At 73.1% G+C, this 17,568-nt stretch carries 16 protein-coding genes and 1 pseudogene; 8 read left to right on the top strand and 9 right to left on the bottom strand.

Annotated features, from left to right (window positions below; all coding sequences use genetic code 11):
* The 3 genes from AB0953_RS10885 (at position 1) to AB0953_RS10875 (ending at position 2,678) form a co-directional block, all read left to right on the top strand.
* Positions 1-264: a hypothetical protein gene (locus tag AB0953_RS10885; RefSeq protein ID WP_366859076.1), complete on the top strand. Its 264-nt coding sequence runs from the start codon at positions 1-3 to the stop codon at positions 262-264.
* A 153-nt stretch (positions 265-417) separates the two neighbouring features.
* Positions 418-2,421, top strand: coding sequence for a SpoIIE family protein phosphatase (locus AB0953_RS10880; RefSeq protein WP_366859211.1), 2,004 nt, complete (start codon positions 418-420; stop codon positions 2,419-2,421).
* An 86-nt stretch (positions 2,422-2,507) separates the two neighbouring features.
* Positions 2,508-2,678: a hypothetical protein gene (locus tag AB0953_RS10875; RefSeq protein ID WP_366859075.1), complete on the top strand. Its 171-nt coding sequence runs from the start codon at positions 2,508-2,510 to the stop codon at positions 2,676-2,678.
* A gap of 66 nt (positions 2,679-2,744) precedes the next feature.
* Here AB0953_RS10875 and AB0953_RS10870 read toward each other — a convergent pair whose 3' ends face one another.
* On the bottom strand, positions 2,745-3,194 hold the full coding sequence (locus AB0953_RS10870; protein WP_366859074.1) for a DUF6299 family protein: 450 nt from the start codon (positions 3,192-3,194) through the stop codon (positions 2,745-2,747).
* 164 nt (positions 3,195-3,358) lie between these two features.
* Between AB0953_RS10870 and AB0953_RS10865 the strand changes: the two genes are divergently transcribed.
* Entirely contained in the window at positions 3,359-3,982 is a 624-nt protein-coding gene (locus AB0953_RS10865) for a hypothetical protein (RefSeq protein ID WP_366859073.1), read from the top strand.
* A gap of 57 nt (positions 3,983-4,039) precedes the next feature.
* Positions 4,040-4,531 carry a DUF5949 family protein gene (locus AB0953_RS10860; protein WP_366859072.1) on the top strand — a complete coding sequence of 164 codons (492 nt, stop codon included), beginning with the start codon at positions 4,040-4,042 and terminating at the stop codon, positions 4,529-4,531.
* Positions 4,532-4,646: 115 nt separating this feature from the next.
* Here the strand turns inward: AB0953_RS10860 and AB0953_RS10855 are convergent, their stop codons facing one another.
* Together AB0953_RS10855 and AB0953_RS10850 are read right to left on the bottom strand one after the other, a co-directional pair.
* Positions 4,647-5,915, bottom strand: a complete 1,269-nt coding sequence (locus AB0953_RS10855; RefSeq protein WP_366859071.1) for a cytochrome P450 — start codon at positions 5,913-5,915, stop codon at positions 4,647-4,649.
* A 55-nt stretch (positions 5,916-5,970) separates the two neighbouring features.
* Positions 5,971-7,125, bottom strand: a complete 1,155-nt coding sequence (locus AB0953_RS10850; RefSeq protein ID WP_366859070.1) for a low temperature requirement protein A — start codon at positions 7,123-7,125, stop codon at positions 5,971-5,973.
* A 167-nt stretch (positions 7,126-7,292) separates the two neighbouring features.
* On the opposite strand from AB0953_RS10850, the gene AB0953_RS10845 reads away from it, so the two are divergent.
* On the top strand, positions 7,293-7,526 hold the full coding sequence (locus AB0953_RS10845) for a hypothetical protein (protein ID WP_366859069.1): 234 nt from the start codon (positions 7,293-7,295) through the stop codon (positions 7,524-7,526).
* Between the two features lie 4 nt (positions 7,527-7,530).
* On the opposite strand, the gene mscL is transcribed toward AB0953_RS10845, so the two are convergent.
* Together mscL and AB0953_RS10835 are read right to left on the bottom strand one after the other, a co-directional pair.
* Positions 7,531-8,016 (bottom strand): large conductance mechanosensitive channel protein MscL, encoded by a 486-nt coding sequence (gene mscL / locus AB0953_RS10840; protein WP_366859068.1) that lies wholly within the window; start codon positions 8,014-8,016, stop codon positions 7,531-7,533.
* A gap of 141 nt (positions 8,017-8,157) precedes the next feature.
* The gene (locus AB0953_RS10835; protein ID WP_366859067.1) at positions 8,158-8,682 is read right to left on the bottom strand and encodes a hypothetical protein; all 525 of its coding nucleotides are present in this window, start codon (positions 8,680-8,682) and stop codon (positions 8,158-8,160) included.
* Positions 8,683-8,917: 235 nt separating this feature from the next.
* Here AB0953_RS10835 and AB0953_RS10830 point away from each other — a divergent pair.
* Positions 8,918-9,897: pseudogene (locus tag AB0953_RS10830) on the top strand (zinc-binding dehydrogenase).
* A gap of 43 nt (positions 9,898-9,940) precedes the next feature.
* Here AB0953_RS10830 and AB0953_RS10825 read toward each other — a convergent pair.
* The 4 genes from AB0953_RS10825 to AB0953_RS10810 all read right to left on the bottom strand — a co-directional run bounded on the left by AB0953_RS10825 (position 9,941) and on the right by AB0953_RS10810 (position 14,486).
* Positions 9,941-10,774: an S-methyl-5'-thioadenosine phosphorylase gene (locus AB0953_RS10825; protein ID WP_366859066.1), complete on the bottom strand. Its 834-nt coding sequence runs from the start codon at positions 10,772-10,774 to the stop codon at positions 9,941-9,943.
* A gap of 82 nt (positions 10,775-10,856) precedes the next feature.
* Positions 10,857-11,153: an FmdB family zinc ribbon protein gene (locus tag AB0953_RS10820; RefSeq protein WP_366859065.1), complete on the bottom strand. Its 297-nt coding sequence runs from the start codon at positions 11,151-11,153 to the stop codon at positions 10,857-10,859.
* A 67-nt stretch (positions 11,154-11,220) separates the two neighbouring features.
* Positions 11,221-12,525: an MFS transporter gene (locus AB0953_RS10815; RefSeq protein ID WP_366859064.1), complete on the bottom strand. Its 1,305-nt coding sequence runs from the start codon at positions 12,523-12,525 to the stop codon at positions 11,221-11,223.
* Between the two features lie 413 nt (positions 12,526-12,938).
* Positions 12,939-14,486: a potassium/proton antiporter gene (locus AB0953_RS10810; RefSeq protein ID WP_366859210.1), complete on the bottom strand. Its 1,548-nt coding sequence runs from the start codon at positions 14,484-14,486 to the stop codon at positions 12,939-12,941.
* A 215-nt stretch (positions 14,487-14,701) separates the two neighbouring features.
* On the opposite strand from AB0953_RS10810, the gene AB0953_RS10805 reads away from it, so the two are divergent.
* A complete protein-coding gene (locus AB0953_RS10805; RefSeq protein ID WP_366859063.1) occupies positions 14,702-17,563 on the top strand; it encodes a penicillin acylase family protein in 2,862 nt (953 codons plus the stop codon).
* The last annotated feature ends 5 nt before the right edge of the window (positions 17,564-17,568 follow it).

The raw sequence follows: 17,568 nt of genomic DNA, 5'->3' as shown, positions 1-17,568 counted from the left end.
ATGAGTGCGGAGCAGCGAGCACAGGGCCGCGGCTGGGTGCGCATCCCGGCCAGCCGGACGGAGCAGCCGGCCCCCGCGCGGGCCGCACCCCACGCCTCCCCGTACGGGGGACCGTCCGGCCCCGGCGCGCACGCGGCGCCCGACCAGACGACGATCTACCTGTCCCTCGTCAAGCGCTGGCGGGAGGCCGGACGCACCCTCCCGGGGCATCCTGACGAGGAGTGGGAGCGGCTGATCTCCCAGCCGTGCTGGCCCGGCCGTTAGGTGGTGTGACTGGTGGCAGCGGCGGAGCGCGACAGACCCGGTGGGCACGGACCGGGCCGCAGTGCGGGGCAGGGGCACGCCCACGGGCCGGCGCCGGGGCGGGGCCGCCAGGAGCCCGTGACCGGTCCCGGGCAGCGGCTCGCCCTGAACGGCATGGGCAGCTTCGAGTGGGACCTCCACGCCGGGACCCTGTCGCTGGACGCGGCGGCGTACGAGGTCTTCGACCTGGAGCCGGAGGAGTTCGACAACACCCCGGACGGGCTGAACCTGCGCATCCCCGCCGACGACGGCGCGCGGCTGGCCGACTCCGTGCGCGCCGCGCTGGACGGGGGCGCCGAGACCTACGGCTCGTACTTCACGGTGCAGCGGCGCGACGGCGCCGACCAGTGGACCCACGCGCAGGGCAGGATCCTGCGCGACAGCGGCGGGCAGCCGCGGCGCATCGTCGGGATCGTGCGGGACGCCACCGCGGAGCTCGCCCACATGACCGTGCTGCGCAAGCTGGAGTCGGCGCGGGCCAAGCAGGCGACCATCGTGCAGCGCACCACCGAGGCGCTGTCCCGGGCGGTGACCGTCGACGACGTCACGGCGGCGCTGACCGGCGCGGGCGCCCTGGAGCGGCTGGGTGCGGACGGGCTGGCCCTGGGGCTGGTGGAGAACGGCGCCATCAAGATCATCGCGCTCAGCGGGGAGTCGCTGGAGATCCTCAGCGAGCGCAGGTTCACCCGGCTCGACGGCTCCCTGCCGCTGTCCCAGGCGGTGATCACCCGCAAGGCCCGGTTCGTCACCTCGCTCACGGCGCTCGCCGAGGAGTTCCCGCTGCTCGCGGACTACCTGAACCGGATCCGCTTCGACGCGGCCGCCTACCTGCCGCTGATCGCCCAGGCCAAGGCGATCGGCGGGCTGGTGCTGTTCTACCGGCGGCGCACCGAGTTCAGCCCCGAGGAGCGCAACCTCTGCCTCGGCCTGGCCGGCATCGTGGCGCAGTCCCTGCAGCGGGCCCTGCTGTTCGACCAGGAGCGCGAGTTCGCCACGGGACTGCAGGCCTCGATGCTGCCGCGCCGGATCCCCGAGATCACCGGCGGGGAGATCGCCGTGCGCTACCACTCCGCGTGGAGCGGCCGGGAGGTCGGCGGGGACTGGTACGACGTGATCGCCCTGCCCCGCGACCGGGTCGGCCTCGTCGTCGGCGACGTCCAGGGGCACGACACGCACGCGGCGGCCATCATGGGCCAGCTCCGGATCGCGCTGCGGGCGTACGCGGGCGAGGGCCACCCGCCGTCGACCGTGCTGGCGCGGGCCTCCCGCTTCCTGGCCGAACTGGACACCGAGCGCTTCGCCACCTGCATGTACGCCCAGGTGGACCTGGAGACCGGCGGCGTACGGGCGGTCCGGGCGGGCCACCTCGGGCCGCTGATCCGGCACACCGACGGGCGCACCGGCTGGCCCAACGTGCGCGGCGGGCTGCCGCTCGGGCTGGCGTCGGCCTTCGAGCAGGAGGACTACCCCGAGACCCGGCTCGACCTGGTCCCCGGGGAGACGCTGGTGCTCTGCACGGACGGCCTGGTGGAGGAGCCCGGCACCGCCATCACCCAGGGCATGGAGGCCCTCGCCCACGCCGTCCGCACCGGCCCCCAGGGGGCGGGGGCGCTCGCCGACCACCTCTCGGACCGGCTCTGGGAGCGCTGGGGCTCCGGCGACGACGTGGCGCTGCTGGTGCTGCGCCGGGCCCCGGACCCCGGCACCCACCGGGCCCCGCGGATCCACCAGTACATCCACCAGGCCGACCCGGAGGGCCTGTCGGAGGCCCGGTACGCGCTGCGGCAGGCCCTCCGGGACTGGGGCGTGCCCGAGCTCGCCGACGACGTGGAGCTCGCGGCCGGGGAACTGCTGGTCAACGCGCTGCTGCACACGGACGGCGGAGCGGTGCTGACCATGGAGGTGCTGCCCGAGCCGACCCGCCGGATCCGGCTGTGGGTCAAGGACCGCTCCAGTGTCTGGCCGCGCCGCCGCACCCCGGGGGAGGCGGCCACCACGGGGCGCGGGCTGCTCCTGGTGGACGCCGTGGCCACGCACTGGGGGGTGGAGTCCCGCGGCGACGGCAAGGCGGTGTGGTGCGAGTTCGACACCGCGGGCAGCCGCCGGAGCACCGGGTGACCGGGCGCTCACGCCGAGTTGTGGCGGACCCGGGGCGGGGCCATGATGCGGTCCATGAGACCGACCTGCGTGGAACGGATCCTCCCGTGCGCCGCCGCCTGAGCGGGCGCACCGCCCCCGCCGTGGTGGCGCTGCTGCTGCTGGCCGCCGGAGTGCCGACCGCCGTCGACTGGGCGAAGGGCCGCCCGCACACGGAGCCCGGCTGCCACACGGTCGCCTTCATGTCGATGACCGGCGTGGCGCCCGCCTGCCGGTAGCGGCGGCTACCGGCCGGCTCCGCGCACGGCACCCGGCACGGCATGCGCGGCGGACGGGGCCGGCTCTCAGCCCGTGATCTCCCCGTCCCGGACGTCCTCGGCGTGGACGGCGACCGACTTCGGCATCAGCCCGGAGAAGCGCACCTCCTGCAGCCGGGCCTCGAACCGGGCCGGCCCCGGGTGGACCTCGCCCGGCAGGCCGAGGCTCTGCGGGAGCGTGCCGGTGCTCTGCCACTCGTGCTCGGCGCCGTCGCAGACGGCCTCGCCGGCGCCGGAGGTCAGGTGCGTCTCGCCCTGCACCACGGTCGCGGAGATCTGCGTCGCCCCCATGGGTGATCCCGCGTCGCAGCGGTAGGTCCCGGAAAGGGTGATCGTGCCGTCCTCGCCGATGTGGGCGTACGGCTGTACGGAAACATCGGAATTGCGGGGCGAGGCGGTGGCCGGGGCCGCGAATGCGGCAGCGGCGGTCAGAGCGGAAAGAGCGGCCAGGGCCATTCGGCGGCCGGTCGTACCCATCGTTCCTCCAGGTGGATTCGGGCGGCGGAAATCCGTCGGAACGCATTGTGCTGGCAGTGGGGCGCCAACTGGCCGCGCACACCCGTGTCGGTGTGTGCAATTCCCCGCTCGGGCGCGTGAGACTGGCCGGAATACGTCCCCGAAGGTCCCCGAAGGGATCGCGCATGCGCCAGTCCGCCTCACGCCCCGCCCTCGCCGCCGCCGCTCTCCTGCCCCTGCTGCTGTTCGGCTCCACGGCCTGTTCCGGATCCTCCGACGGCGCCGCGCTCGCCCCGGCCGCGGCGCCCGCCGTCCCCGTGGACGACGGCGTGCCCGGCGCCGAGGAGGAACCCGCACCCGCGCCGACCGGGGCGGCCCAGGGCCAGGGCGCCGTGAAGGAGGCCCACGTCGGCGATGCGGTGAAGTTCCACGGGCGCCAGGTGGGCCGACACCTCCAGGCCGTGCTCAACGCGTACGTGGACCCCGCGATCAGCACCGAGAAGGACTTCGCCCCGCCCGTCGGCAAGCGCTGGGTGGCCGCCTCCATGTCGTTCGTCAACGTCGGCGGCGCCTCGTACGGGGCGCTCGGGCGCATGTGGGCCTACGACAGCGCGGGACAGCGCCACGGTGTGGTGCGCACCGGTGAGCTGACCACCGGCAAACCCCTCGTCTTCGATTCCCTCGCGGTCGGTGAGCGGGCCGAGGGGTGGGTCGTGTTCGAAATTCCGGAAAGCGCGCGCATCGTACGCCTGCAATATCAGGACGCGAACGTCCAATCGAATTCCGGAGAGGGATTCTGGGGGGTCTAGCCCGCTCGGGTGAAAGGCCGGAAGGGGCCCGCCGGAAGGGCGACTAGGGTGCGGCGCATGACTTCAACACAAGCCGAAATCGACCGGTCCCAGCTCGGCACCCTTTCGGTGCTCGCCTGGATCGGCGACCCCTCCGAAGGCCACGACATCCCGTACCTCCTCGCCTACACGCTGGGCGACGGCCCGCAGGGCAGGGAGGCCGGCGAGGCCGCCGCCCGCGGGCTGCTGGAGGAGATCGGCCTGCCCATCGGCGACGTCGTCATGGACGGCACCCGCAACCCGAGCGCCTTCCCGGTCCAGCTCGTGCTGGCGGGCAACCAGCTCGCCCTCACCATGCCCGGGCTGAACGCCACCTGCACCGCCCCGGACGAATGGGTGTCCGCGGCGAACGAGAGCGGCCAGGCCTACTTCCTGTTCGCCACGCGCGCCTGGCCTGAGGCCGTGCCCGGCCGGCCGGTCGAGGCACGGACCCTCCAGGCCTTCGCCGGTGACGAGGAGGTGCTCACGGGCAGCGCCCACTGCGTCCTGTCGGTGCGCCGCATCCAGTAGCGGGCGGGCCCGGCCGTCGGCCCCGCCCACCGCCCCGGCCGCGGGGCTCCCGGCCTGCCCGGCGGCCGGCCCTCCCGCTGCCGGGGCTCTTTTGCCGCCGGCTGCCGCGCGTGGGCTACGGCCGGTCGAACGCGAACCGCAGGGAGCGGACGCGGTTGTCGAAGTTCGACCCGGCGAGGTCCGGCAGTCCGACCGCGCGCAGTCCGACCGGCCGCGTCAGCAGCTCGCGGAACAGCGCCTTCATCTCCACCCGGGCCAGGTGTGCGCCCAGGCAGAAGTGCGGTCCGCCGCCGCCGAAGCCCAGGTGGGGGTTGGGGGAGCGGGTGATGTCGAAGGCGTCGGGGTCGGGGAACACCGCCTCGTCGCGGTTGGCGGAGGCGTAGTACAGCACCACCTTGTCGCCCGGGTGGAACAGGTGCCCGCCCAGGGTGTGTTCGGCGGCCACGGTCCGGCGGAACTGGATGATCGGCGTCGAGTGCCGGATCATCTCGTCCACCGCCCCGTCCGCGTGCGCCTCGAAGTCCTCCAGCAGCAGGTCCCGCTGGTCGGGGTGGTCGGTCAGCAGGGTCAGCCCGTGGGTGATCGCGTTGCGCGTGGTCTCCACCCCGGCGACCATCAGCAGCGAGAAGAACGCCCCCAGTTGGCGGGCGCCCAGCGCCTGCCCGTCCACGTTGGCGCAGACCAGTGCCGAGATCAGGTCGTCGGTGGGGTTCCTGCGCCGCTCGCGGCCGATGCCGGCGACCATCCGCTGCATCCGGGCCAGGGCCCGCAGCCCCCGGCCGGGCATCCGCAGCCGTGAGGCCAGGCCCCGCTCGACGCCGATGTTCTCGGAGGCGTGGTTGACGCGGTCGGCGATCTCGGGCCGGTGGCGCTCCGGGATGCCCATCATGTTGCAGATGACCTCCAGCGGCAGCCGGGACGCCACCGCCGAGACGAACTCGTCGGGACGCTCGGCCAGGACGTCGTCCACGATCCGGGCCGCCACGGCGTGGATGTCGGCCTCGGCGGCCGCCAGCAGGCGGGGCGTGAACGCCCGCTGCACGATCTTGCGCAGCTGGGCGTGGTCGGCGCCGTCCAGGTTGACCATCGAGTCCCCGAACAGGGCCCGCACCCACCGGGCCGGCTCGGGCGTGGTCACCCCGGGGGCGCTCGCGAACACCTTCGGCAGCCGGCTCGCCTCCTGCACGTCCGCATGGCGTACGAGCGCCCAGTGCCCGCGGCCCTTGCCCTCCGGCACGTAGACGGGCGAGTCCAGGGCCCGCAGCCGGGCGAACGCCGCGAGCCGGGCGGCCGGGGGCTGCTGCCAGAACGCCGGGTCGGCGAGCTCCCCGTACTCCGCCACCGTCGAACCGTCCTTCGCGTACCGCTGTACCGGGACCTTCATCGTTTCTTCTTCCTGTCGCCGGCGCGGCTGCCGCGGCCGACGCCGCCCGCGCTCCTCACGCACCAGAACGCTCCCGGTGGGTCAAGGTCACGCCCGCCGCGACGGCGGCCGCGGCGGCCAGCCCCGCCCACAGCACCGCGTGCGTCCCGGTCCAGGCGCAGGCCAGGATCGCCACCGCGGTCACCGGCAGTGTCAGCTGCTGGGCCGCGCCCCGCTTGAAGTGCCGGGAGTGCAGCAGCCAGACGAAGGCCAGGAACAGCGCCGCCGGCACGCAGACCGCGAGGTTGGCGGCGAGCTGCGAGACGGGGGCCTTGCCCACCGCGTGCTCGATCGCCACCTCGATCCCGGCGCCGATCGCCGCGGCCGCCGCGAAGATCACGTAGTGCCCGTACCCCCACGGGATGGCCTCGCGATTGGTCCGCAGCCGGTCGTGCGCCGGAACGGCGAAGTAGATCCACCAGGCCGCGAAGACCAGCAGCAGCCCGCCCGCCGCGATCGGCAGCAACTCGCCCAGCGCGTCGTGCTCGTCGATCGCCGACTGGACCGCGACCGTGCTGGCCGCGATCGTCTCGCCGAGGACGATGATGGTGAACAGCCCGTACCGCTCGGCGATGTGGTGCGGGTGCCACTGCGTCTGGTACCCGTGCTCGGCCACCACCGGCACCAGCAGCTGCGCCGCCACGCACACCAGGAACAGCCACCGCCGGCTCTGCGGGGGCGCGACGAGCAGGCCGACCCAGGCCGCCTGGCAGAGCACCAGCCCGATCGCGTAGGTCAGGGCGCAGCGGCGGGCCGCGCCCCGCTCCCCGGCCGCCGCCCGCAGCCACTGCACCGTCAGCGCCAGGCGCATCACCACGTAGCCGATGACGGCGGTGGTCCAGTCGTTGTCGTTGAAGGCGCGCGGGATGCCCGCCGAGTAGACGAGCACGCCGGCGATCTGCACGAGGGTCGCCACCCGGTACGGCACGTCGTCCACGTCGTAGGCGGAGGCGAACCAGGTGAAGTTCATCCACGCCCACCAGACGCCGAAGAACACGAAGAGGAAGCCGCTCACGCCGGCGGCGACATGGCCCTCGGCGAGCGCGTGCACCAGCTGCCGGCCGGCCTGCGCCACCGCCACGACGAAGCACAGGTCGAAGAACAGCTCCAGCGGGGTGGCGGTCCGGTGGCTTTCCTCCCGGTCGCGGGCGGTCATCGGTACGTACGTCATACCGCCCAGCACACCAGCCGCGGACCCGGCCCGGCAGGCGGGGCGCGCACGGGCTCCCGGTGATCCGGCGGCCCTCACCCGCACGGCCCACCGGTACCTGCCGCACAGCGGCCCCGGCGGGGCGGGCGGGGGCGGGCAGCGAAGGGGCCCCGCCGTACCCTGGAGGCATGAGCAGCACCCCCGCCTCCGACCCCCAGCCCGCGCCCGCACCGGCGGGGAGCGGATCCCGGCCCGAGTCCGCCGCCCCGCCCAAGCCCCGGCCGCGGCTCGTCTTCGACGACCCGCTGGACCAGCAGTCCGCGGACGACACCGACCGCGGGTGGGGGGAGCGGCCTGCGGCGGCCGGGAGCGCGGCCGACCTGGCCCGCTTCCTCGACGAGAAGCCGCCGCACCACCTGTGACGGGCTAGTAACGGGAGCCGGGCGCCCCGGGCTCGCCGCTGCGGCGCTGGGCGACCAGCTCGTCGCGGATCTCCTTGAGGACCTCCAGCTCGGTGACCACCATGGTCTCCTGGACGCCCTCGCGGACCTTGCGCCGCTGCTCCAGCCTGGCCAGGTACTTCGCCATCGGCAGCACCATGAGGAAGTAGACGACCGCGGCGGTGATCAGGAACGTCAGCGCGGCGTTCAGCACCGAGCCCCACAGGATGTTGACGCCGATCGCCTCCCCCTTGGCGTCGATGCCGCACGGGCCCTTCAGACAGGAGGAGTAGACGTCCAGGCTCCTCGTGCCGACCGCGCCGACCAGCGGGCTGATGATCCCCTTGACCACCGAGTTCACGATGTTCGTGAACGCGGCGCCGATGACCACGGCGACCGCCAGGTCGACGACGTTGCCACGCATCAGGAAGGCCTTGAAGCCCGCCAGGACGCTCTCCTTCTTCTCGCTCACCACTGAGCCTCTCTTCGAATCCGCCCGACATGGAGCCAACGGTTCCGAAAACTACGGCAGTCGGGGCCCGGCGTGTCCAGTCGGTCGCCGATCCGCGGTGACGTGACTGCACGGCTGTCCTATTCGCCATCCCTGTCCGCTTCAGCACAGCGCCACCGCCAGCCGTGCCACCGCACCGGCCCCGACGAGCTCCCGTGCGGTCTCCCGCGGTACCGCCAGGACCACGAGCGCCCCGCCGTCCCCCACGCCCTGCTCCGGTGCGGGCACCTCGGAGACCCGGGCCCCGGCCGCCACCACCCGGGGCGCCCCGGTGCGCTCGGCCGCGACCACGTCCACCCGGTCCCCGGGCCGCAGCAGCCGCACCGTCGCCGCATCGGCGATCCGAACCGGCGCCGACACCATCCGCACCGGCGCGGGCGGCGGCTTCACCACCGGTGGCGCTGCCCCGCGCGATGCCGTGGCGGCCTGGGCGCCGCCCGCCACGGCCAGCGCGGCCGCGGCGACGGCCAGGGCCGCCGAGGCACCCCTGCGCCGGCGCCGCAGGGCGCGGCGCAGCCGGTCCCCGCCCCGGCCCACCCGCAGCGGCGCGAACGCGGGCACCGGCCGGGCGGGAGGACAGGGCGAGACGGAAGCAGGGGCACAGCGGCCCTGCGGAGAACGGGACATGACGACCACCACCGAGCTTGGGTAGGTACCGACGCCGCACCCGGCGTCCGGACACCCCTCACGATCCGCCGACCCGCCCGCCCCCGCTCGAACCTGTGGACGATCCCCAGCCTGTGGACAATCCCGTCACCCTCCCGGGTGGCCCCCCTTGCGGAAAGTTCGATGGGGATCGTACATTCACGTCCACGCAATGTTCGCTGTTCATCGAACAGTCTGGCCGTCGGGGGATACAGCCGTGCAAGCGATCGAGTTCCAGCAGTTCGGCGGGCCCGAGGTGCTCCGGGTCACCGAGGCGCCCGTACCGGAGCCCGGGCGGGGCGAGGTGGCCATCGACGTCGCCTACGCCGGGGTCAACTTCGCCGACCTCAAGGCCCGCTCCGAGGGCTACCGCGTCCCGGCCCTGCCCTTCCGCCCCGGCCTGGAGGTCTCCGGCCGCGTCCGGGCCGTCGGCCCCGGCGTCGAGGGCCTGAGCCCCGGCCTGGAGGTCGCCGCGCTCACCGCGCACAGCGGCTACGCCGAGGTCGCGCTCGCCTCCGCCGCAACCGTCTTCGCCCTCCCCGAGGGGTCCCCCTGCGCACCGGCGCCACCCTGCCGACCGTCCTGCCCACGGTCCAGGCCCTCATCCACGAGGTGGGCCGGCTGCGCACCGGCGAGAGCGTCCTGGTCCACGGCGCGGCCGGCGGCGTCGGCACCGTGGCCGGCCAGGTCGCCCGGCTCGCCGGCGCCGGTGCCGTCTACGGGGTCGTCTCCCGCCCCGAGAAGGCCGCGGACGCCCTCGCCTCCGGCTACGACGAGGTGTTCGTCGGCGACGGCTTCCCCGAGGAGGTGCGCCGGGCCACCGGCGGCCGCGGCGTTGACCTCGTTCTCGACCCGGGCGGCGGCGAGACCCTGCGCCGCAGCCTCGGGGCCCTCGCCCGCTTCGGCCGGCTCGTCTCGTACGGGAACGCCGGCGGGGCCGCGCCCTGGCAGGCCGGGCCCGCCGAGCTGTACCCCCTCGGCCTCTCGGTGGCCGGCTTCTCCGTCCTCGCCCTCGCCCAGGACGACCCGGAGGCCCTGCGCGCCCTCGCCGCCGCGTCCTTCCGGCTCGTCGCCGGCGGCGCGGTGGAGCTGCCGGTCACCGCCGAGTTCCCGCTCTCCGCGGCCGCCGAGGCGCACCGCCTGATGGACGGCCGCACCACCACGGGCAAGCTGCTGCTGCGCGTCGCGGGGGAGTGACTCCCGGGCCCCGCCCCGCTCTCCGGGGTCCGGCGCCCCGCGCCTACGGCAGCTCGATGCCCAGGTCCCAGCCGTCGTGCGCGTGCGTGCACAGGCAGTCGCGGGAGTCGGTCGGGGGCAGCGCCGCCACCGCGTCGAAGAGCACCTCGCGCAGTCGCCCGACGTTCTCGCCGAACACGCGCAGCACCTCGGTGTGGGAGACGCCCTCGCCCGTCTCCGCGCCCGCGTCCAGGTCCGTCACCAGCGCCATCGACGTGTAGCACAGGCCCAGCTCGCGCGCGAGGACCGCCTCGGGGTGGCCGGTCATGCCGACGACCGACCAGCCCATGGCCGCGTGCCACTGCGATTCGGCCCGGGTGGAGAAGCGGGGGCCCTCCACGACGACCATGGTCCCGCCGTCCACCGGCTCCCAGGCCCGGCCCCGCGCCGCGGCCAGCGCCACCGACCGGCCGACCGGGCAGTACGGGTCGGCGAAGGTGGTGTGCACGACGTTCGGGACGGTCCCGTCGGGCAGCGGCTCCCCGTCGAAGAACGTCTGGGTACGGGACTTCGTACGGTCGACCAGCTGGTCGGGGACGAGCAGCGTGCCCGGACCGTACTCGGCGCGCAGCCCGCCGACCGCGCACGGGCCGAGCACCTGGCGCACCCCCATGGAGCGCAGGGCCCACAGGTTGGCGCGGTAGTTGATCCGATGCGGCGGGACCTTGTGGCCGCGGCCGTGGCGGGGCAGGAAGGCGACCTGCCGCCCGGCCAGCTCGCCGAGGAAGAGGGAGTCGCTCGGTGGCCCGTACGGGGTGTCCACCCGGATCTCGGAGACGTCCTCCAGGAAGGAGTAGAACCCCGAGCCGCCGATGACACCGATCTCTGCGTTAGCCATGCCGCCACCCTAACGGGGCATGCGCGAAGGCCCCGCTGCCCGAGGGGCGGCGGGGCCTTCGCGTGGAAAGGGGCGGACCGGCTCAGGCGGCCGAGGTGGAGCCGGAGCTGCTGCCCGACGACGAGGCCGCCGGTGCGGCGGAGGCCGTCGAGGTGGTGGACGACGCCGGCTTCGAGGAGGCAGGGGTGCTGCTGGACGAGGCACCGCGGCTGTCGTTCCGGTAGAAACCGGATCCCTTGAAGACGATGCCGACCGCGGAGAACACCTTCTTCAGGCGTCCGCTGCAGCTGGGGCACTCGGTCAGTGCCTCGTCGGTGAACTTCTGCACGGCCTCGAGGCCCTCACCGCACTCGGTGCACTGGTACTGGTAGGTCGGCACGAATTTCCTCCTGGCACTCTGACTCGATGAGTGCTAACGATGCTCCATGGTGACGTATTCCGGTCGATCAGTCCACCGTCACCGGCGTGCGGTGACCGACACCACGCTCCGGGGCCGTCGGCGCCCCCGGGGAGGAGCTGATGATCCGGCTCGGGGCCTTCGGGGCCAGCTTCGCCCGCAGCGCCACCAAGGTGGCCAGCGCCAGCGCGGTGCCCGCCATCGGGACGAGGAAGCCGTACGAGGACCCGTGCGCGTCCGTCAGGCGGCCGGCCAGGGTCACGGCCGTGGCCTGGCCGAAGGCGACGGCGCCGGTCAGCCAGGTGAAGGCCTCGGTCCGGGCGTTCGCCGGGACCAGCGCCTCGATCATGGTGTAGCCGGTGATCAGGGCCGGGGCGATGCACAGGCCGACGAGCAGGCCGAGCGCGCCGAGCAGGACCGCCGAGTGCGCGGTCCACAGGACCGAGGCGGTCAGCGTCAGGCCGGCGTAGCCGAGCAGCAGCCGGCGGCGGGGGCCGATCTTCCAGGCGACGGCGCCGCAGGCGATGCCCGCGACCATGTTGCCGGCCGCGAAGATGCCGTACAGCAGGCCGTTCGCGCCGGGGTTGCCGATCTCGTTGGAGAAGGCGGCCAGCGAGACCTGCATGCCGCCGAAGACGGCGCCGATGCCCAGGAAGGCCGCGATCAGGACGCGCAGACCGGCGTGGGACAGGGCGGAGGCGTGCTTCTCGCCGGCGGCCGCAGGGGCGTGGACCGTGGGCTGGCTGGCCCGCTGGGCGGCGAAGACGAGGCCGCCGGCCAGGGTCAGCGCGGCCTCCGTGACCAGGCCGGCCGCCGGGTGGACCCCGGTGCACAGCGCGGTGGCGAGCACGGGGCCGACGACGAAGGTGAACTCGTCGGTGACGGACTCGAAGGCCGCGGCCGTCGGCAGGAGCGGCGAGCCCTCCAGCTTGGCGGCCCAGCGGGCCCGCACCATCGGGCCGACCTGCGGCACCGAGGCGCCGGCCGGGACGGCGGCCAGCGCCAGGGCCCACACCGGGGCGCCCAGCAGGGCGAGCGCCACCAGGGAGCTGACGGCGGCGGCGTGGAGGAGGACGACCGGGACCAGGACGGCGCTCTGGCCGCGGCGGTCGGTGAACTTGCCCATCACCGGGGCGGACAGGGCCATGGAGACGCCGGTGACGGCGGAGACGATGCCTGCGCTGCCGTAGGAGCCGGTGGTGTGCTGGATCAGCAGCAGGATGCTGATGGTCAGCATGCCGAAGGGGAGCCGGGCGGCGAATCCCGGGAGGACGAAGCCGAGGGCGCCGGGCGTGCGCAGGAGCTGCCCGTAGCCGGGCCGGGCGGACGTGTCGGTCGTGACCGCGGATGTCACGGCCTTGCCTTTCCGCTGCCTGGTAGAGCGTCCCCGTCTGCGGACGGTGTTTCGCTTGTAAGCGACCGCACCCGTACATGGGAGCCCCGAGAGCTGTCCTCTTGCGCAGAACCGAGTGATACCTGGGCGCCCCACTGCGGGAGGGAGCCACGGCCGCTTTGCGGTCGCGCCAGCTCTGCGTCAGGCAGAGTTGGTTCGATCTGGTGTGCCTTTATCGTACAGGCACGTCCGCCATCACACCCTGTGATTCCGACGACAAGGCGTGTCTTCGCCTGGGATTAGCCGGAAGTTCGCATTCCACGGGGCGGTGATTGCGGGCAAACCCCTGCGCAATCCATCGAAACTCCGCCGGAATGGTGGAATGAGAGTGCCGTTCAAACGCGGAAGGCGCCGGAACCTCTGATTCCGAAAGGTCAGCGCCCGGCTCGGCCCGCCCCCGGCCTGCCGTTCCCGTTGCCGATCCCCAGCCAGCCGGCCAGCTTGCCGCCCCGGGCCACCGCCCGCAGCCGGGCCTCAGCCGCGTCCCGGACCGGGTCCGTGGCCACCACCAGCAGCTCGTCCCCGTGCCGCAGCACCGTCGACGGCAGCGGTACGAAGCTGGCGCCGTCCCGGACCACCAGCGTCACCGAGGCCCCCGGGGGCAGCCGCAGCTCGCTCACCTCGACGCCGTGCATGCGCGAGGCCGGCGGGATCGCGAAGGACAGCAGGTGTCCGCGCAGCTTCTCCAGCGGGGCCGACTCGATCCCGAGGTCGGAGGCGGTCTCGGCGCCGGTGCCGAGGTTGAGCGTGCGGGCCAGCCAGGGCAGGGTCGGTCCCTGGACGAGGGTGTAGACGACGACCAGCACGAAGACGATGTTGAAGACGCGGTCGCTGCCCTCGATGCCGGTCACCATCGGGATCGTCGCCAGGATGATGGGGACGGCGCCGCGCAGCCCGGCCCACGACATCAGGACCTGCTCCGGCCAGGGCATCCGGAACGGCACCAGGCTGACCAGGACCCCGAGCGGCCGCGCCACCATCGTCAGCACCAGGCCGATGACCACGGCGGGCCAGAAGTCGCCGGCCAGCTCGTGCGGGGTGACCAGCAGGCCGAGCAGGACGAACATGCCGATCTGGGCGATCCAGCCGAGCCCGTCGGCGAACCCCCTGGTCGCCGGCCAGTGCGGGAGCTTCGCGTTCCCGAGCACCATGGCCGCGAGGTAGACCGCGAGGAAGCCGGAGCCGTGCGCCAGGGCGCCGGCGGCGTACGCGGCCACGGCGATCGCCATCACGGCGATCGGGTAGAGGCCGGAGGCGGGCAGGGCCACGTGCCGCAGGCCGTAGGCGCCGAGGAAGCCGACGGCCAGGCCGACGGCGGCGCCGATGGCGAGCTCCAGGGCGATCTTGCCGATGAGCACGTACCAGGCGTCCACGGGCCCCACGGTCGCGAAGGCGACGACGAGGATGACGACCGGGGCGTCGTTGAAGCCGGACTCGGCCTCCAGCACGCCGGTGACCCGGGAGGGCAGGGGGACCTTGCGCAGGACGGAGAAGACCGCTGCGGCGTCGGTCGAGGAGACGACGGCGCCGATCAGCAGGGATTGCCGCCAGTCCAGGCCGACCAGGTAGTACGCGCCCGCCGCCGTCACGCCCACGCTGACCGCCACGCCGACCAGCGACAGCATGATCGCCGCGGGCAGGGCCGGTCTGATCTGTTTCCACTTCGTGCCCAGACCGCCCTCGGCGAGGATCACGACGAGCGCCGCGTAGCCGATGACCTGGGTCAGCTCGGCGTTGTCGAAGACGACGTTGCCTATGCCGTCCTGGCCTATGGCGATGCCTATGCCGAGGTAGATGAGCAGGCTGGGCAGGCCGCTGCGGGACGACAGGCGCACGGCCGCGACGGCGGTCAGCAGGACCAGCGAACAGACGAGCAGAAGTGCATTGAGCGTGTGGACGGTCAGTGGGCGGCCCTCCTCAATGCGCCCGGCGGATCGTTCCTCCCGGCGACAAGATCGGCAAGTACTTCGTTACCTTACCTAATAGTTGACGCTCCCTTTACGTGATAACCACATTGTGAAACGCCCGTCGGGCCCTGTCCTCATCACCTCGACCCCTGGCGGATCAACGGGACCGGTCCTGCGCCTATGGTTGCTCTCAGCACTCCCAGGACCACCCTGCCCCTCTAAGGACAGCGATGCCCGCCAACGAAACCGCCCCTTCCGCCAAGAAGAAGGGACGACGCGCCCGTCTGATCGTGCTCGTACTGGTCCTGGCGCTCCTCGTGGGCTTCGGGTACGGGACCTACTGGGGCCTGGACACCGTCCGGGCCTCGTTCCCGCAGACCAGCGGCACCCTCAAGGTGCCCGGGCTGACCGGCACCGTGGAGGTGAAACGCGACTCCCACGGGATCCCGCAGCTCTACGCCGACAACGAGGACGACCTCTTCCGCGCGCAGGGCTTCGTCCACGCGCAGGACCGCTTCTGGGAGATGGACGTCCGCCGGCACATGACCTCCGGGCGCCTCTCCGAGATGTTCGGCGCCGGCCAGGTCGAGACCGACGCCTTCCTGCGGACCCTCGGCTGGCGCCAGGTCGCGCAGGAGGAGTACGACAAGAAGCTCTCGGGCGAGACGAAGAAGTACCTCCAGGCCTACGCCGACGGGGTCAACGCGTACCTGAAGGGGAAGTCCGGCAAGGACCTCTCCGTCGAGCACGCCGCGCTGAAGCTGAGCGACGACTACCGGCCCGAGGCCTGGACCCCGGTGGACTCGGTGGCCTGGCTGAAGGCGATGGCCTGGGACCTGCGCGGCAACATGCAGGACGAGATCGACCGCGCCCTGATGGCGAACCGGCTCACGCCGGCGCAGATCGAGGAGCTGTACCCGCCGTACCCGTTCGACCGGAACAAGCCGATCGTCGAGGGCGGCAAGGTCGACGGCGGCAAGTACACCCCGCAGGGCGCCTCCGCCGCCGGCGCCTCGGCCGGCAGCAGCAGTGCCAACAGCGCCGCCGGCTCCAACGGCAGCGGCAACACCACCGGCGGCGGCAGCGGCACCAGCGGCTCCCAGGCCTCCACCGCCTCGCCCACCGGCCTCGCCGACAACGCCGGCGCCCAGGGGGCGAGCGTGGGCCTGCGCACCTCGCTGACCTCGCTGGCCAAGACCCTGGACCAGGTCCCCGCGATCCTCGGCCCCAACGGCAGCGGCATCGGCTCGAACTCCTGGGTCGTCTCGGGCAAGTACACGACGACGGGCAAGCCGCTCCTCGCCAACGACCCGCACCTGTCCCCGCAGCTGCCCTCGGTCTGGTACCAGATGGGCCTGCACTGCCGCACCGCCTCGGCCCAGTGCCGCTTCGACGTGGCCGGATACACCTTCTCGGGCATGCCCGGCGTGGTCATCGGCCACAACAACGACATCGCCTGGGGCATGACCAACCTGGGCGCCGACGTCACCGACCTCTACCTGGAGCAGGTCAAGCCCGAGGGCTACGTCTACGACAACAAGGTGGTCCCCTTCACGACCCGCGTGGAGGAGATCAAGGTCGCCGGCGGCGCCTCGAAGAAGATCACGATCCGCGGCACCAACAACGGCCCGCTGATCTCCGACCGCAGCGACGAGCTGGAGACGGTCGGCACCCGCGCCCCGGTGAACGGCTCCGCCCCCGACCGCGGCAACGGCTACGGCATCGCCCTGCGCTGGACCGCCCTGGACCCGGGCAAGTCGATGGACGCGGTCTTCAAGCTGGACCGGGCCAAGGACTTCGCCTCCTTCCGCGAGGCCGCCCGCGACTTCGAGGTGCCCTCGCAGAACCTGATCTACGCCGACACCAAGGGCAACATCGGCTACCAGGCCCCGGGCCGCATCCCGCTGCGCGGGGCCGGGGACGGCCGCATGCCCGCGCCCGGCTGGGAGTCCAAGTACGCCTGGAAGGGCGGCCGCGACGGCACCACGGGCTACATCCCGCAGGACGAGATGCCGTACGACTACAACCCGGCCCGCGGCTACATCGTCACCGCCAACCAGGCGGTCGTCGAGAACGGCACCGGCGCCGGCAAGTACCCGCACGTGCTGACCACCGACTGGGGCTACGGCGCCCGCAGCCAGCGGATCAACGACCTCATCGAGGCGAAGATCAAGGACAGCGGCAAGATCTCCATGGACGACATGCGGGCCATGCAGATGGACAACAGCAGCGAGATCGCCGCGCTGCTGACCCCGATGCTCGCCAAGATCGAGGTCGCCGACCCGGACGTGCGCGCCGCGCAGAAGCTGCTGGAGGGCTGGAACTACACCCAGGAGCCCGACTCGGCGGCGGCCGCGTACTTCAACGCGGTCTGGCGCAACATCCTCCAGCTGGCCTTCGGCGACAAGATGCCCAAGGAGCTGCGCATCGAGGGCAGCTGCATGAACGTCCGCGAGGAGACCAGCGGCCCGGCCGACGACCTGGCCAAGACGGTCCGCGAGTGCGGCACCCGCGACGCCGACTCGGCGCAGCCGGACGGCGGCGACCGGTGGTTCGAGGTGGTCCGCCGCCTGGTCAAGGACGAGAAGTCGGCCTGGTGGCAGTCGCCGGCCGTGCGCAACCAGCCGGCGACCACCACCCGCGACCAGCTCTTCGCCCGCGCCATGCGCGACGCCCGCTGGGAGCTGACCGCCAAGCTCGGCAAGGACCAGTCCACCTGGAGCTGGGGCCGCCTGCACCAGCTGACGCTGAAGAACCAGACGATCGGCAAGGAGGGCCCGGGCTTCCTGCAGTCCCTCCTCAACCGCGGCCCGTGGAACCTGGGCGGCGGCGAGGCCACCGTCAACGCGACCGGCTGGAACGCCTCCGGCGGGTACGGGGTCACCTGGGTGCCGTCCATGCGGATGGTCGTGAACCTCAACGACCTGGACAAGTCCCGCTGGATCAACCTGACCGGCGCCTCGGGGCACGCGTACCACGACAACTACACGGACCAGACCGACCTGTGGGCCAAGGGCGACCTGCTGGACTGGCCCTTCGGCAAGGAGGCCGTGGAGAAGGCGACGGCCGAGACGCTCACGCTGAAGCCGTGACGCCC

The sequence above is a fragment of the Streptomyces sp. NPDC046866 genome (genome assembly GCF_040704625.1).
In the GTDB taxonomy this organism is placed as follows: domain Bacteria; phylum Actinomycetota; class Actinomycetes; order Streptomycetales; family Streptomycetaceae; genus Streptomyces.
The sequence above is the reverse complement of the archived record's forward strand: the minus strand, read 5'-3'. Positions and strand labels throughout refer to the sequence as shown.

Coding starts and splice junctions, on each gene's coding strand:
- AB0953_RS10885 (WP_366859076.1), top strand. CDS start 1: ATGAGTGCGGAGCAGCGAGCACAGGGCCGCGGCTGGGTGCGCATCCCG.
- AB0953_RS10880 (WP_366859211.1), top strand. CDS start 418: ATGGGCAGCTTCGAGTGGGACCTCCACGCCGGGACCCTGTCGCTGGAC.
- AB0953_RS10870 (WP_366859074.1), bottom strand. CDS start 3,194: ATGGGTACGACCGGCCGCCGAATGGCCCTGGCCGCTCTTTCCGCTCTG.
- AB0953_RS10865 (WP_366859073.1), top strand. CDS start 3,359: ATGCGCCAGTCCGCCTCACGCCCCGCCCTCGCCGCCGCCGCTCTCCTG.
- AB0953_RS10860 (WP_366859072.1), top strand. CDS start 4,040: ATGACTTCAACACAAGCCGAAATCGACCGGTCCCAGCTCGGCACCCTT.
- AB0953_RS10855 (WP_366859071.1), bottom strand. CDS start 5,915: ATGAAGGTCCCGGTACAGCGGTACGCGAAGGACGGTTCGACGGTGGCG.
- AB0953_RS10850 (WP_366859070.1), bottom strand. CDS start 7,125: ATGACGTACGTACCGATGACCGCCCGCGACCGGGAGGAAAGCCACCGG.
- AB0953_RS10845 (WP_366859069.1), top strand. CDS start 7,293: ATGAGCAGCACCCCCGCCTCCGACCCCCAGCCCGCGCCCGCACCGGCG.
- AB0953_RS10835 (WP_366859067.1), bottom strand. CDS start 8,682: ATGTCCCGTTCTCCGCAGGGCCGCTGTGCCCCTGCTTCCGTCTCGCCC.
- AB0953_RS10825 (WP_366859066.1), bottom strand. CDS start 10,774: ATGGCTAACGCAGAGATCGGTGTCATCGGCGGCTCGGGGTTCTACTCC.
- AB0953_RS10805 (WP_366859063.1), top strand. CDS start 14,702: ATGCCCGCCAACGAAACCGCCCCTTCCGCCAAGAAGAAGGGACGACGC.